This is a genomic window from Acinetobacter sp. CAU_H_29a_1 (genome assembly GCF_058599505.1).
Window position 1 is genome coordinate 2,504,289 of record NZ_CM178655.1, and the last position, 15,577, is coordinate 2,519,865.

The following is a 15,577-nucleotide window of genomic DNA, read 5'->3' on the forward strand; positions in this document are numbered from 1 at the left end:
AGCTAAGGCTTCTTGCGTTGTCAGCTACCCAAAAAAGGTGCATAAACTTCATTATAACCATCATCCCAAACCAGTCTTTTTGCTCAAGCTAATTGAGTTGATGTGTATCCTGATTTTGGTATGCTACTCAAGCGATGAGCAGCATACCTCCCCCGAAGCAAGCGCTTAATCAGGCAGTTTAAAGTCTGTTACAGACTCACGTAACGCTTCCGCCATGTTCGCAAGTTCAGAGACTGAACGTGCTGTATCGAACGTCGCAGTGGTGGTTTGTGAGGTAATTTCTTGTACGACATTCATCGTAGTTGCAATATGACCTGCAGACGCGGATTGTAGCTTTGCTGCATCCGAAATGTTTGCAATCAATTTCGCCAAATTACCCGATACGTTTTGAATCTCATCTAGCGCAACACCCGCATCCTTAGATAAGTTCGCACCGCGTACAACTTCAAACGTGGTTTGTTCCATCGAAATTACAGCTTCGTTGGTGTCGGTCTGAATGGTTTTCACCAGTGTTTCAATCTGTTTGGTTGCTGAAGCTGAACGCTCTGCAAGACGCTGTACTTCATCCGCAACCACGGCGAAACCACGACCTGCTTCACCTGCCATCGATGCTTGGATCGCTGCGTTTAAAGCCAAGATGTTCGTTTGGTCGGCAATATCGTTAATCAAGGCAACGATGTTACCAATCTCTTGTGAAGATTCACCCAAACGTTTAATACGTTTAGAGGTTTCTTGAATCTGCTCACGAATGATATCCATACCTTCAATTGAACGGTTTACAACATTCGCGCCATTTGCAGCAATTTTTACTGAACGTTCCGCTACCACCGCAGATTCTTCAGCGTTTGAAGATACTTGGTCAATTGACATTGCCATTTCGTTAATCGCGGCAGATGCACCCGCAATTTCTTGCGCTTGGTGTTCAGATGCTTCGGCTAACTGGTTGGTAATCCCCTGCGTACTTGCCGTATATTGTGCAACCTCTTGAGAGGTTTCAGTAATACGCGATACAAGGTCACGCAATTGGTCAATTGCGAAGTTAATCGAGTCGGCAATTGCACCCGTGAAGTCTTCAGATACCGTAGCATATGAACGCAAGTCACCATCTGCAAGATCGGCAATCTCATCCAGTAAACGTAAAATCGCGTTTTGGTTACGGTCATATTCATCTTGTAGACGAGATCTCTGTACACGACAAAAATAGATAACTCATTGAAATAATGTCACAATAATTGTTTTCTAACGACGAATACTATGATACATCTCAATGAGTTATATCTTATCTTAAACAAATCTCTAAAATGGAACAAGTCACATTTAAAGTGCTTTGCGCTCATCATGCTTGTGATTATTTTAAAGCAAACATGTAATCTTTCTTCTGCATCTAAAGCCTTGCCCATCAAGTGCTTACCACAATCATTTTATCGACGTATGCAGCGCTTCTTTGCAGGTCAGTATTTTGATTATCGTCAAATTTCTCAGTTGATTTTCAATATGTTTTCATTCGACCAAGTGCAACTGACTTTAGATAGAACCAATTGGAAATGGGGAAAACGAAATATTAATATCCTGATGCTCGCAATCGTTTATCGTGGAATAGCGATACCTATCCTTTGGACATTGCTTAATAAACGTGGAAATTCAGATACGAAAGAGCGCATTGCTTTGATTCAACGCTTTATAGCCATTTTTGGTAAAGACCGTATTGTGAATGTGTTCGCAGACAGAGAGTTTATCGGTGAGCAGTGGTTTACATGGTTAATTGAACAAGACATCAACTTCTGCATTCGTGTTAAAAAAACTTCATTGTCACCAATCATTTAGGAAAGAATCATAAAATTAGTGATTTATTTCGCCATCTTAAAGTTGGTCAAATTGAATGTCGTAAACGACGGATTTTGGTTGGTCGGGTGAAACTATATATAAGTGCACTACAGTTAGAAAATGGAGAGCTTTTACTCGTCGTTTCTCCTCAGTTTAATGCCAATGCTATTCAGGATTATGCATTACGCTGGGAAATTGAAACCTTATTCAGTTGTCTCAAAGGACGCGGGTTTAATCTTGAAAATACGCGCTTGACAGACCCTAGACGAGTGAAAAAATTGATTGCGGTGTTAGCTATAAGCTTCTGTTGGTGTTACTTAACGGGTGAATGGCAACATGATCAAAAAAAAGCGATAAAAATAAAGAAGCATGGACGACTCTCAATGAGTTTATTTCGCTATGGTTTAGACTATGTTCAAATGGCGATTCAGCGTTTAATTGGTTTTGGGAAAAAAGAAGAGTTTAAGGAAATTTTGGCAATTTTAAGAAGGCAGAATCCTGATAGGATAAGGGTTCTGTGAAATTTGTCGTGTACAGAGAGACGAGATACACGTTTTTTATCTGATTCGCCACGAAGTACAAGTAATTTAAATACACAGAATAAGAAGGCAATCAGGGCTAGAATTAGACCTAAGGCAGGAATTGCAATCGCTAAACCTGTACCACCTGACAATTTGTTCAAATTGCTTAACAAAGCATCCGACTGTTCAAAAATCGATGATGACGCTTGGCGTACTTTAACGATTTGTGATGAGTTCTTTAAGACGGTTGCTGCTGCTGACTTCAGTACATCATCATATTCAGATTGAATACTGGTTAAAGAGTCACGCATTTCAGGGTCATTAATACGCTCTACACCTAAATCCGCACTGCCATTTAACTGTGCGTTTAAGTATGACGCGAAGGTTTCTGTATCTGAGCTAAAGTCATCCGCAGATTCACGCGAGTTGTCTGAACCGGTTAATACCGAACCAATTGAACGTAAAATACGTTCCGCAATGAATACTTGGTTTTTTGCAATTACGACTTGGTTAGCTGGCACATTTTGACGTGCCATTTGGTCAACCATTAAGTTGTATTCGGCCTGAATCCCCGGAATACTTTCACTAATCGCAATGTTGGTATCGTAGAGTTGGTTAATGATTTTTTGTTGTGAAGCAATTAAATCAATATTTTCAGAAACTTTTTTCCACTGTGCATCTACTTCACGCAGTGCGTCTGTGCTCGCGTGAATATCTTTTACTGTTTCTAAATTTTCAGCAAAAGACTTTTGTGATTCTGTCAGTTTTTTAATGGCTTCTGGGGTACCTGATGCTGTTGCTTCAGTTGCCTGACGCGAAATCGTTTGTGATAAAAGACGTAAATCACCCAAGCTACGGGTGAATTCGTTATTTCGAGGTACACTATAGAATAGGTACAACAGTAAGAAAATTGCCAGTACGATACAAAATGCCGCACCCAAAATTAATGGCTTGGACTTTTCACTATCACCAAATACACGTGAAAACTGTTCCGTCTGTGATTGAAGTTTTGCTACTAAAGCATTTCCACCTGAGCGGTTACTGCTTCCATCCGTATTTTTCTTTTTAAGTTTAAAGCCCATGCAGCTTCTCCCCGATTTACGCCCTTATAATTTCGCGCGCGACAATGATATTAATTTATAAATTTTATAGATGCGTTCATATACTTTGGATTGTCTAATAAGCGACTGAATAAGAAAACATGCCATTGTTGGTTGTGTTGGTGAAAATACCCTTGGCAATATTCTTTTAAATTCCGATCTAAATCTTGATGTTTAGAAAAGAAACTTTTCTTATTAAAGTGCTGAATCCCCAGAACCTGATCTACAACTAAACCGACATAGTGGTCATTGTGACTAATACAGAGTACTTTTTGAGTTGGTGAATACGCACTGCGATGCCCTGATACATAGTGCGCTAAATCGGCAACAGAAAGTAAACGTCCCCGAATATTGGCCAAACCCACAACCCAAGGTTGAGTATTTGGCACTAAGGTATATTTCGGAGGATAAATCACCTCTGCAACTTCACCTAATGGCGCAACGAAATATTGCCCCATCATCTCAAAAGCAATGCCCGACCAGCGGTTTACCTCATTTTCGTTTGAAACGTAGTTTTTATTACCACGTTTAGCAAGTCGAAGTAATTCGATAAATCCATTTGCTGCCATAGAGCTTATCCTGCGTTCAGGTGTTGCTTAATCACATCAATCAGTTGGTTTTCATCAACAGGCTTGGTTAAATAATCACACGCACCTTGACGCTTACCCCATACACGGTCTGTAGCCTGATCTTTAGTACTGACGATCACTACGGGAATGTGTTTTGTTGTTGCGCCACGCGCAATTTGACGGGTTGCTTGAAAGCCATTAACGCCTGGCATCACCACATCCATCAACACAAGATCAGGAAGTTCAGCTTGAGCCATGGTTACACCATCGGCACCATTCGACGCTTCAATCACTTCAAAACCGTGTTTCCCCAAAATTTCTTTAAAGCGGAATGTCTCTGTAGGTGAGTCATCCACAATTAAAATACGCGCCATAATTTTTTCCCCCAATTACACTTATATTATTTATGCTGAAACGTGATTACGAATCGCATTTAATAATTCATCTTTACTAAACGGCTTTGTTAAATATTCATCTGAACCGACAACACGCCCTTTGGCTTGGTCAAATAGACCATCTTTGCTAGAGAGCATCACGACAGGAATATTTTGATAATTTTGTGAATTTTTGATTAATGCACACGTTTGATAACCATCTAGTCGTGGCATCATAATGTCGACAAATACGATATCAGGATTGGCTTGAGCAATTTTTGACAATGCGTCAAAACCATCAACTGCAGTCACCACTTCACAACCTTCACGTTGCAATAATGTTTCAGCTGTGCGACGAATGGTTTTTGAATCATCAATGACCATTACTTTTAGATTCTGGAATTTATCGTCCATTTAATATGACCCTTCCCATTTTTAGAATGTTTGTAGAAACAGATTCGTAGACGCTTTACAAGTTACGTACACTTTTAACATATATTTACTTATATTTTCAACGAACAGTTTCCGCATAAAACCACACTTCATCTTCTTTTCAAGAACGGCTTCACACTTTCCTATACCCGTCGATTTTTTTTTGACTGATTATATTTTTTATTCCTAAATTTAGGACTAATATAGCACTATTTATTGCTTGTAAATAAGTAATTTAGTCAACTTTAAACTGGGGGTATCGATGCTTAGGGAGTTTAATCACAAACTTGCTTTGATCGTAAAAAAAAGGATGACTGCGAAAGTCATTTTGCTGGCTTTGCTAAGTTTACAGACCATCTCGATTATGGCCGATCCACCTAAAGCGGTCTGGTATCGATATTACGACAGTAAAGGCATCGCAAACGTCAGTAGCAGTGTCACCCCCAACCATATTCGTTATGGTTATGAAGCACTCGATAGCAACATGCAAGTGATTCAACGGGCACGCCCATACAACGCAGAAAAAGATGCGCAATATGCGCCACAACGTGCAGCAGCAGCCAAGCAACGCGAGTCAGATCTTAAATTAAAACGTGCTTATACCAACAGCCAAGTCGCCACTCAAAAACGCAATACTGCCCTTTCCTATATTTTAAAACAGATTAAGTTTCAGCAAGATGAATTAAAACAATTACAGAATGACCGCATTGGATTCTTACGCCAAGAAAAAGAGAACATGCGTAAAGGCAAAAGCAATCCGAAGCCGCTCCAAGATATGATTGATTACAATTCCAAAAATATTGTGATGAAAAAAGAGCAAATACAATCGTTACAAAGTCACTATCGTAATACCAAGGCTGAATACGACAGAATTATTGCTCGCTTAAAAACACTTGAATAATCTGCGTCTTATTTACAGTGTGCTGACTTTCGCCGCTAGACCAAAGGATTTGACTCAATGCAGGCTGCACTACGTATAAAAAACAAATTAAGCCGCCAAGTGCTCCCTATTTTAAAACTCAGTCCGCTGTGTTTGTGCTTACTCCTCTCTGCCTGCCAAAAACAAGATGAAGTCACCTCCCCTACTTCGTCTACAGCTAAAATCGAGCTGATAGCACAAGACTTGGTCCAGTTCCAAGAAGGGCCTTCTATCCAACGTACAGCCTTTACTGGTACTATTCGAGCCGTCAATCAAAGTTCCATTCAGGCTCAAGTGACAGCGACAGCCACCGCCGTCTCCGCTCAAGTTGGACAAGCCGTTCAAAAAGGCCAAGTACTGGTTCGATTGAATAATCAAGATAATGCTGCGCGTCTTGCCCAAGCTCAAGCCAATCTTGCATCAACCCTAGCCCAAGCCAATCTTGCAAAAAGCATGGTTCAAAGGAAAAAACGTTTACTCGATCAGGGCTTTATTTCTAAAGTGGAATATGAACAAAGCCTTGTAGACTATCAAGCTCAATTAGAAAGTGTTCGCGCACAACAAGCCAATGTCGATATAGCCGAAAAAGCAGATCGCGATGGCACTATTGTAAGCCCGATTTCAGGGTTTATTACTCAACGTCAGGTAGAACCTGGACAAACAGTATCCGCAGGACAAACCCTATTTGAAATCATTGATCCGAGTCATTTAGAAATACAGGCCAAAATTCCAAGTGATCTACAAGCTGCTTTAAGTTTGGGAGAAAAAATTGAATATCGGTTGCAAGGCAATCCTCAAAAACTGACAGCCAAGCTTACTCGTATTTCTCCGATTACAGACCCCGCAAACCGTCAAATTGAGTTTTTTGCTCAGCCAATTGAAAGTATTAATTCATTGAGTATCGGTACCTTTGTGGAGGGGAATATACTTGGTTCACAGTCCATAACAGGCCAAATTATCCCGCTTGATACCATTCATGATATACAAAATTCGCCTTATGTTTGGGTGATTCGCCACAATAAAATTGAACGTATTCACATAAAAGTATTGGAACAACGCTATAGCAACAACAGTGCTGTGGTTCAGGGACTACAAACTGGCGACCGCATCAGTCGTATAAATTTTAATGAAAAAGATTTGCATCAAATGGTGACAATCAATCCATAAAATAAGAAAAGGTTGTTGCTATGTGGTTAACCCGTATTAGTGTGAAATATCCTGTTTTTACCATCATGATGATGTTCTGTCTGATGGTTTTAGGCTTAGCCTCTTGGCAAAGAATGGGGGTTGACGAGTTCCCTGATGTCGATTTCCCCTTCGTGGTGGTTTATACCACCTATCCAGGGGCATCGCCTGAAACGGTTGAGTCTGAAATCACCAAGAAAATGGAAGACCAAATCAATACCATTTCAGGTTTAAAACAGGTCATTTCTCAGTCTAGCGAAGGCTTATCGACCATTATTGCTGAATTTGATCTCGATGTTTCTTCTGCTATAGCCGCGCAAGATGTCCGCGATAAAATTGCACCGGTCACCGCACAATTTCGAGACGAAATTCAAGACCCGATCGTTGAACGTTACGATCCTTCTGCCAATGCCGTGATGTCAATTGTATTTGAATCACAAAACATGTCACTAAAAGAGCTCAGTTCTTATTTGGATCAGCGCATCGTTCCACAGTTTAGAACCGTTTCTGGTGTTGGGACCGTCAACTTATTGGGTGATGCCAAGCGACAAATTCGCATACAGATTGAACCCCACAAATTACAAAGTTTTGGGATTGGTATTGACCAGATCATCAACACGGTAAAAGCTGAAAATGTTGAGATTCCGGGTGGAACGTTGAAGCATGGTAACAGTGAACTTGTGGTCGAAATTAAGTCTAAAGTGATTCATCCTTTAGCCTTCGGCGATTTGGTGATTGCCAATAAAAATGGTGTACCGATTTATTTGCGCCAAGTTGCAAGCATTTCAGACAGCCAAGCCGAACTTGAGTCAAGTGCCTATTTAGACGGTCAAACTGCGGTTGCGATTGATATTTTACGCAGTTCCGATTCAAATGTGATTGACGTGGTCGATGGTGCTTATGAGACCTTAGCAGATATTCAAAAACAGTTACCTGAAGGCACCACAGCAAAAGTCGTGGTAGATTCATCTAAAGGCATTCGTAACAGCATCACCGATGTTGCACGTACCATTATTGAAGGTGCAGCTCTTGCCGTTTTGATTGTCCTGCTGTTTTTAGGCTCATTCCGTTCCACCGCCATTACAGGCATGACCCTGCCGATTGCCCTCCTTGGCACTCTGACGTTTATTTGGATCTTTGGCTTTAGCATCAATATGATGACCTTACTGGCACTATCACTCAGCATTGGTCTACTGATTGATGATGCGATTGTGGTACGTGAAAATATTGTGCGACATGCAGACATGGGCAAAGACCCTGTTACAGCAGCCCTTGATGGGACCAAAGAAATTGGACTCGCTGTTTTAGCCACCACCTTAACCATTGTTGCGGTGTTCTTACCTGTGGCATTTATGGGCGGTATTATTGGTCGATTTTTCTATCAGTTTGGCGTAACCGTCAGTACTGCTGTGCTGATCTCCATGTTTGTCAGCTTTACTTTAGATCCAATGCTATCTGCGCATTGGGCTGAACAGCATAATCCACATAAGCCACCAAATCGAATCAAACGTTTTTTCAATTGGATTTCTGGCAAACTAGATAATCTCAGCCATGGCTATGAGAAATTACTCAAGCTTGCTCTGCGCTTCCGACTCATCACCCTCATGATTGCTGTGGCTTCACTGTTCGGTGCATTAGGCTTATCTAAACTGATTGGAACAGAGTTTGTCCCTGTTCCAGATAAAGGTGAGATTCGGATTAAGTTCGAAACACCTGTCGACGCCTCTTTGGAATATTCACAAGCTAAACTGCTGCAAGTCGATAAAATTATTCAGCAGCACCCTGACGTTCGAGCAACTTATGCGGTGATTAATGGCGTTACGGATCGTGGTAAAAACCATGTCAGTATTCGCGTAACCGTTACGCCACGCACAGAGCGTAAGAAAAGCTTAACCGACTTAAACAATGAGTTCCGCCAACGCCTACAACAAGTAGGTGGCATTACTGTGACCTCAATTGCCTCGGCAGATGAAACGGTATCGGGCGGACAAAAGCCCGTAATGATTTCCATCAAAGGTCCTGACTTAGCCGAACTCCAGAAGATATCAGACCGCTTTATGGCTGAAATTGCGCAAGTCAAAGGCATTGTCGACTTAGAAAGCTCACTTAAAGCCCCTAAACCGACTTTAGGCGTGCATATTAATCGGGTCTTAGCCAGCGATTTGGGGCTATCGGTCAACCAAATTGCCAATGTCATTCGCCCACTGATTGCAGGGGATGATGTCACCACATGGCAAGACAACAAAGGCGAAACTTATGACGTTAACCTGCGCCTAACTGAAAATGCGCGTAGCTTACCTAGTGATGTACAAAACCTTTACCTCACATCGCAAAAAATGGATGCCAATGGTCAAGCTTTATTGATTCCCCTTTCTAGTGTTGCACATTTAGAAGAAAGTCTGGGGGCATCGCAGATTAATCGTCGCGATCTAGCAAGGGAAGTCTTAGTCGAAGCCAACACAGCAGGTCGTCCTGCAGGCGATATTGGTGTAGATATTAAAAAAATTGAAGACAACTTTGACCTTCCTGTAGGTTATAGCTTTGACACACAAGGTACAAACAAAGACATGGCTGAATCCGCAGGCTATGCCATGACCGCTATCACCTTATCGATTGTGTTTATTTATATTGTGCTAGGTTCTCAGTTTAATAGTCTTATTCACCCTGCGGCGATTATGGTTTCCCTTCCGTTATCGCTGATAGGGGTATTTTTAGCGCTCTTCTTATTTAACTCCACTATGAACTTGTTTTCTATTATCGGTATTATCATGTTGATGGGGCTGGTGACCAAGAATGCAATTCTATTGATCGATTTCATTAAAAAAGCCATGGATCACGGCGTTGATCGTTATCAAGCGATTATTGATGCGGGTAAAACACGTCTACGCCCTATTCTGATGACCACAAGTGCCATGGTGATGGGCATGGTGCCTCTGGCTTTAGGGCTAGGTGAAGGGGGGGAACAAAGCGCACCTATGGCACATGCAGTGATCGGCGGTGTCATTACATCGACACTGCTGACCTTGGTGGTGGTTCCTGTGATCTTCACCTATTTAGATGACTTTAAGAACTTTATGCTGCGTCAAGTACGTAAAACCATGTCATAATAATCAACATTTTTCTGAGGCGGTGTCGACATGCCTCCTCATTTTTTATCGTATAATCTTTGACTTTCAAAGTTTAAAATTTTAGGACAGTTTCCATGCGCGCGAGTCGCTTTTTATTTGCAACGTTAAGAGAAACCCCAAATGACGCAGAAGTGATTTCACATCAACTAATGCTACGTGCTGGGATGATTCGTAAATTGGCTTCAGGTTTATATACTTGGCTGCCGATGGGCGTTCGCGTATTAAATAAAGTTGCAGCGATCGTTCATGAAGAAATGAACAATGCGGGTTCACTCGAAGTCCTGATGCCCGTAACTCAGCCAGCGTCTTTATGGGAAGAATCTGGTCGATACGTCCAATACGGCCCTGAACTGCTTCGTTTCAAAGACCGCCATGGCAACCCTTTCGTGCTTGGTCCTACCCACGAAGAAGTCATTACCGATCTTGCGCGCAATGAACTCAAAAGCTATAAACAATTGCCTGCAAACTTCTATCAAGTACAAACCAAATTCCGCGATGAAATTCGTCCACGTTTTGGTGTAATGCGTTCACGTGAATTTATCATGAAAGATGCTTATTCTTTCCACGCAAACCAAGAATCACTGCAAGAAACCTATGACATCATGTACGACGCGTACTGCAAAATCTTTAGCCGTTTAGGTTTAGATTTCCGTCCAGTGCAAGCCGATACAGGTTCAATTGGTGGTTCAGGCTCACATGAATTCCACGTATTAGCATCAAGTGGTGAAGATGATATCGCCTTCTCGACTGAATCTGACTATGCGGCAAATATTGAAATGGCTGAGGCTGTTTTAGTCGGTGAACGTGCAGCGCCAACCAAAGCATTAGAAGTTGTCGATACACCAAATCAAAAAACCATTGCAGATGTATCAAACTTCTTAAAATCTGATCCTGCACACTCTGTAAAAGCCTTGTTAGTACAAGGTATTGCAGCCGAAGAAGGCCAAGCAACACCGGTAGTGGCATTGTTCTTACGTGGCGATCATGAGCTGAATGAAATTAAAGCGGAGAAACATCCACGTATCGCATCACCATTAACTTTTGCAACAGAAGAACAACTTGTTGCACTGGGTTTAACCGCTGGTTTCTGTGGACCACAAGGCTTGGTAGAAAAAGGCTTAACGGTCATTGCCGACCGTGCTGCATCGGTACTGTCTGACTTTGTTGCGGGTGCAAATGAGGTTGATAAACACGTGACTGGTCTAAACTGGGAACGTGATGCACAGTTTACCGAAGTCTACGACTTACGTAATGTGGTTGAGGGTGATCCGTCTCCAGACGGTAAAGGTACACTGCAAATTAAACGTGGTATCGAAGTTGGGCATATTTTCCAACTCGGTCAAAAGTATTCAGAAGCTTTGGGTTGTAAAGTTTTAGGTGAAGATGGTAAGCCATTTACTGTAACCATGGGTTGTTACGGTATTGGTGTAACACGTGTAGTTGCCTCTGCAATTGAGCAAAACTTTGACGAAAAAGGCATTATTTGGCCTATGGCAATTGCACCGTTTGAAGTTGCCATTGTGCCGATGAATGCACATAAGTCTCCACGCACTTTGGAAGCAGCTGAAGCACTGTATGCTGAACTTACGGCAGCAGGTTATGATGTTTTACTGGATGATCGTAACGAACGTCCAGGCGTGAAATTCTCAGACCTTGAGCTTACAGGTATTCCTCACCGTATTGTGATTGGTGAGAAAGGCTTGGATGCAGGTACTTTTGAATATAAAGGCCGTCGTGACGCTGAATCTGTAAACATTTCTAAAGAAGAGTTATTGGCGAAAATTACAAAATAATTCATTTTAGATTAAAAAAATCCCGCGTATATCGCGGGATTTTTTATGGAATCATATATTTAACAGAACTTTAAACCACCGTAACAATTTGATCTAAAGTTTTGCCCTTGTAAGCTTAAATTAGTCAGTGGAAAATCTAAAGTCGTCGTATTCATTGCGACATTCCCAACAACTAATGCTGAACCACCAACACACCCTGTTAAAAGGTTGCCGCAATTTCGAGGATTTTCCGTTAGATCTTTATTAATACCCGCAATAGTTTGTTTTAAGACTTCATTAGTAATCGCTACTTTAGTGGTTGGACTTAAGCTGCCCAGCTCGACTTCATCTTCCATCGCCAGCCACCAGCCTTTATTTGCTCCAACCGCAGCACCCGTCCATAAAATATCTTGGGATTGCAAGGATAATGATGCAGGGTTGTTTAAATACAGTGCATGAATTAAGCCTAAACTTTGATTGACTGTAATATCTGTTTTAAGCCCCGTAATATTGCCGGACACCTGTTTATCTAAGTTTAAAAAACCGAGTACTTTAGCTGTTAATTGTCCACTAAAATCAATTTGCCCAACAGTACCCGTCCCTTTTAAAGTTACATCCTTCATTCGAGTCCCCGACACAACTGTCGAATTAATCGTAAAAGGCGCTGTAGTTGAAGATAGATTTAAATTATAAGTATCAGACGTATATGAAATATCATAACAAGGGTCTAAAAAACCACCTACACAAGTTGTCCCAGAACTACTTCCGAGTAATCGTCCTTGCACAATACCATTCATAGTTAATCCTGTATCCGCAAAGGTCATGCTACGAGCTGCTGTCACTGCAGTACCTGATGCAGTTTTGGTTTTCATATATCCACTAAAGGTATTAATTCCATTGGGTATCGCATTATTATTTGCATCTACATCATTATTGGTACCTAATGTCATCAAGCCTTTAATCTTTTCAGCACTAACACGAAACCCTAACACCTCACGTGTTGCAGCTGAAGTCGGATTTTTAATGGCAAATTGAATAAATGGATTTGTGATTAATGCCGAAGTTGCTGCACGCTGATCTGATGTATAGTTCGGGTCATCAGGCAATCCACTTAAAGAAATATGATCGATATCAATATCACAACTGTTGGCTCGAATGGAATTGTTGTCGCCACCACATCCCAACTGAAGCTTTTTAATATTGGCATTCAACTCCAATTCGGCACTTAGAGCTAACTTATAAAAACCAATGTTTGATTGGTTATATGTTTTCCCTTGTGCATCGGTTGTATTTGTCCCCTGCTGGAACTCTAGGTTCATCAAAGACTGACCTTCAACTTCTGACAACTCCTCATCATTTAAAGCGGTCATCGCATAACTTTGACTCAAGCCTAATGTCGCTGTGATTAGAATTGAAATTAAAGACTTATTCATTTTATTTATTCCTTGTCATCCTTTTTAGCGCGGCGTAATCCCTAATGTGCTACGCATAGCCCCACCCGTAATGGCAATATCTGCAACCTTCTGCATGGTACCTGTTGGAGACAATGCAACCTCCGTTCTAAAGGCAGTCCCTTGTCCCCCTGCTAATGCCTTATGGTTAAATTGCACTTGATTATCTATGACCACTGAGTCCTTTTGCATATGAATTTTTCCATTCAAACCCAAGTGACCTTGCATTTTGTTTAAGTTAAAACTTGAGGTTTTTGTTGCTGTTCCATTACTATCGGTATTACTTAAACTAATAAAACTGCCTTTTTTACTTTCATTACTCAGGTCTGTGCTACTCAGTGTATTAAACTCAAAATTGGATTTAAATGACAAATAATTGCTTTGTGGTGTCCCGCCTACGGCCTCAAGCCCTGGAATAATAAAGAGTTCGCCTTTACCATCTAACATAAAAGCAATTGATGCGAGAACATCATCTTTTTTGGCAAAGTTATTAATCGGTACGACTTCTTTGGCACAACTATTTACCCCTGCTGGACAATTATATAGTGCACCCGGAAGCTGCCCGATTGCGATTTCCGCATTGGCAGCAAACAATAAGCTATCGGCTTTGATATAGATTTCATTTTCATTAAAACCAATCACACCATTGGCTTTAAAATATGAATCAATATTACGTAAGCCTGTATAGTAGTTAACTTCTTCGCCATGCTTACTCATCGCACCATCAATGACGATAATAGACGTTGTTTTAGGGTTGCCTTGACTATCTTCACCATAACCATCAGTTGATACTGCGATGTCATAACCCAACCCATCCTTCACTGTTCCAGCGGTATTGGTATATTTCTTGGCAAAAAATGCTGCATTGGCATTTAGGTTATAAATTGGAATACCTAAGCCCCATGTCCCTTCGTTAGTATTGTTTACCGCAATAGAATTATCTGAAATAAAGCGAGCTTTACGTGCAATGGCTTGAAAATCGAGTCCACGTACAGCAATAAAAGCCATATTTGAAGCATTGCCCGTTGGTGATGGGTTATAAATCAACTCATAGTTTTGCGCACCCAATATCGTCTTAATTTGGTCATTGACTACAAAACCCATTGAGTTGGTGCGAATGTTATTGATATAAATCTGGCCAAAATCAATATAGACATTTTGACTGTTTATTGCTGAATTGGGGTCAGTGGAAGTACGTACATTGAGCGGTGATAAATTTGAAAACTCGATGGCGTAACTGCCTGTACCAGTGTGTCCTAATTCAAACGTTGTTGGTGTGCTAGCACCAAGCAAACTATTCCCTGCACGGGTAAAGTCAGCCGATACATTTAAATGTAAACCGCCCGCATTCTTAAAACCATAACCTGCAGATGCAACCACCTCATTTTCTTGAACATTACCGTTAACACGGTTGACCGTATTAAACTTAGCAACACCAGTCTGGTCAGCATTTAATGCGATCTTGCCATTGGTTAAAGCACCTGATGCCCCTATCCGAATTAAGTTTCGATGAGTCGAGTTTGCTGAGCCATAACGTAAATCAACGTTTAACCCCGGATTTGTGGCATTGCCTACACGGCTGTCATGTACATCTGTCTTATCTTCCACTCGACCTAAAACAACAATATTATCGCCAACACTACCCTTTGAGGTGAGAACTACACCTTCCGTTTCATCGATATAGAGATATCCATCAGCAGATAAATTGAAGTTGAAATCTTTTAAGGTTAAATCTTGATTATTTTGTCCATAACTAATACTAGCATTCTGCAATTTAAAATCTAAATGCACCTTTGAGTCACGGTTAAACAGACCATTCGTCGTTGCTAAGTACACTTCAAAAGGTGAAATAGTTGAAAGCTTAATACTTCCTAAATTTTGATCCGTTTCACCCGTTGCACAATTTGGTGAACACATCAGCATGATTTGGGCAGCCGTTGCGGTAAAAGGTGACACACTGGCAGAGAGCTGAATGCCGACCCCTTGCGTACCATTGGCTAATTGTGTTGTTCCCACATCAAAATCGAGTTTGGTTTTAATGTTGTTATAACCAGTTGCCGTTTTCATTTCAATATTATGCAAACCCAGTTTTATCGGTGTTTTTCCGACTTCCGCAGGATCGACCCAATTCAATTGTTTAATGTCAACTTTTGAAGCTTCATGGGTAATTGAAATACCATCTTGACCCGTTACATCACTTAAAATCTGATCATTCAAAGCTTGTAATGCATAACTTTGATTCGCTGCACAAATACACAGTGTCAGAAGGTTTAGTTTTATTATTTTATGCATCTCAATATCC

General features: G+C 41.1%; 10 protein-coding genes and 2 pseudogenes. 5 read left to right on the plus strand and 7 right to left on the minus strand.

Translation table 11 applies throughout. The annotated features are described in order from the left end of the window. Positions 1-165 precede the first annotated feature (165 nt). Positions 166-1,182 (minus strand): annotated as a pseudogene (locus AC4MDD_RS12515) (methyl-accepting chemotaxis protein); the annotation flags it as partial. 72 nt (positions 1,183-1,254) lie between these two features. Here AC4MDD_RS12515 and AC4MDD_RS12520 point away from each other — a divergent pair. After that, a protein-coding gene (locus tag AC4MDD_RS12520) for an IS4-like element ISAba1 family transposase (RefSeq protein WP_100607965.1) occupies positions 1,255-2,345 on the plus strand; the annotation gives its coding sequence in 2 pieces (ribosomal slippage) (positions 1,255-1,795 and positions 1,795-2,345; 1,092 coding nt in all). A 17-nt stretch (positions 2,346-2,362) separates the two neighbouring features. On the opposite strand, the pseudogene AC4MDD_RS12525 reads toward AC4MDD_RS12520, so the two are convergent. From AC4MDD_RS12525 to pilG, 4 genes and pseudogenes are all read right to left on the minus strand, one after another. Then, positions 2,363-3,427: pseudogene (locus AC4MDD_RS12525) on the minus strand (chemotaxis protein); the annotation flags it as partial. Positions 3,428-3,477: 50 nt separating this feature from the next. Next, entirely contained in the window at positions 3,478-4,014 is a 537-nt protein-coding gene (locus AC4MDD_RS12530) for a chemotaxis protein CheW (protein ID WP_279691184.1), read from the minus strand. A 5-nt stretch (positions 4,015-4,019) separates the two neighbouring features. Beyond that, a complete protein-coding gene (locus AC4MDD_RS12535; protein ID WP_004694491.1) occupies positions 4,020-4,388 on the minus strand; it encodes a response regulator in 369 nt (122 codons plus the stop codon). 30 nt (positions 4,389-4,418) lie between these two features. After that, positions 4,419-4,802, minus strand: a complete 384-nt coding sequence (pilG, locus tag AC4MDD_RS12540; RefSeq protein WP_004694493.1) for a twitching motility response regulator PilG — start codon at positions 4,800-4,802, stop codon at positions 4,419-4,421. 280 nt (positions 4,803-5,082) lie between these two features. Here pilG and AC4MDD_RS12545 point away from each other — a divergent pair, with 280 nt between their 5' ends. The 4 genes from AC4MDD_RS12545 (at position 5,083) to AC4MDD_RS12560 (ending at position 11,845) form a co-directional block, all read left to right on the plus strand. After that, positions 5,083-5,721, plus strand: a complete 639-nt coding sequence (locus AC4MDD_RS12545; protein ID WP_087010454.1) for a hypothetical protein — start codon at positions 5,083-5,085, stop codon at positions 5,719-5,721. A 57-nt stretch (positions 5,722-5,778) separates the two neighbouring features. Beyond that, entirely contained in the window at positions 5,779-6,906 is a 1,128-nt protein-coding gene (locus tag AC4MDD_RS12550; RefSeq protein WP_491881742.1) for an efflux RND transporter periplasmic adaptor subunit, read from the plus strand. Positions 6,907-6,926: 20 nt separating this feature from the next. Further along, positions 6,927-10,031 (plus strand): efflux RND transporter permease subunit, encoded by a 3,105-nt coding sequence (locus tag AC4MDD_RS12555; protein WP_491881743.1) that lies wholly within the window; start codon positions 6,927-6,929, stop codon positions 10,029-10,031. A gap of 95 nt (positions 10,032-10,126) precedes the next feature. Further along, entirely contained in the window at positions 10,127-11,845 is a 1,719-nt protein-coding gene (locus AC4MDD_RS12560) for a proline--tRNA ligase (protein ID WP_491881744.1), read from the plus strand. Between the two features lie 59 nt (positions 11,846-11,904). Here AC4MDD_RS12560 and AC4MDD_RS12565 read toward each other — a convergent pair whose 3' ends face one another. Then, positions 11,905-13,257: a hypothetical protein gene (locus AC4MDD_RS12565; RefSeq protein ID WP_491881745.1), complete on the minus strand. Its 1,353-nt coding sequence runs from the start codon at positions 13,255-13,257 to the stop codon at positions 11,905-11,907. 24 nt (positions 13,258-13,281) lie between these two features. Continuing rightward, entirely contained in the window at positions 13,282-15,567 is a 2,286-nt protein-coding gene (locus AC4MDD_RS12570) for a DUF6160 family protein (RefSeq protein ID WP_491881746.1), read from the minus strand. Between the last annotated feature and the right edge of the window lie 10 nt (positions 15,568-15,577).

Bases quoted from the DNA above. Each gene is read 5' to 3' on its own strand.
- AC4MDD_RS12555 (WP_491881743.1), top strand. From the start codon at position 6,927: ATGTGGTTAACCCGTATTAGTGTGAAATATCCTGTTTTTACCATCATG.
- AC4MDD_RS12560 (WP_491881744.1), top strand. From the start codon at position 10,127: ATGCGCGCGAGTCGCTTTTTATTTGCAACGTTAAGAGAAACCCCAAAT.
- AC4MDD_RS12530 (WP_279691184.1), bottom strand. From the start codon at position 4,014: ATGGCAGCAAATGGATTTATCGAATTACTTCGACTTGCTAAACGTGGT.
- pilG (WP_004694493.1), bottom strand. From the start codon at position 4,802: ATGGACGATAAATTCCAGAATCTAAAAGTAATGGTCATTGATGATTCA.
- AC4MDD_RS12545 (WP_087010454.1), top strand. From the start codon at position 5,083: ATGCTTAGGGAGTTTAATCACAAACTTGCTTTGATCGTAAAAAAAAGG.
- AC4MDD_RS12570 (WP_491881746.1), bottom strand. From the start codon at position 15,567: ATGCATAAAATAATAAAACTAAACCTTCTGACACTGTGTATTTGTGCA.
- AC4MDD_RS12535 (WP_004694491.1), bottom strand. From the start codon at position 4,388: ATGGCGCGTATTTTAATTGTGGATGACTCACCTACAGAGACATTCCGC.
- AC4MDD_RS12550 (WP_491881742.1), top strand. From the start codon at position 5,779: ATGCAGGCTGCACTACGTATAAAAAACAAATTAAGCCGCCAAGTGCTC.
- AC4MDD_RS12565 (WP_491881745.1), bottom strand. From the start codon at position 13,257: ATGAATAAGTCTTTAATTTCAATTCTAATCACAGCGACATTAGGCTTG.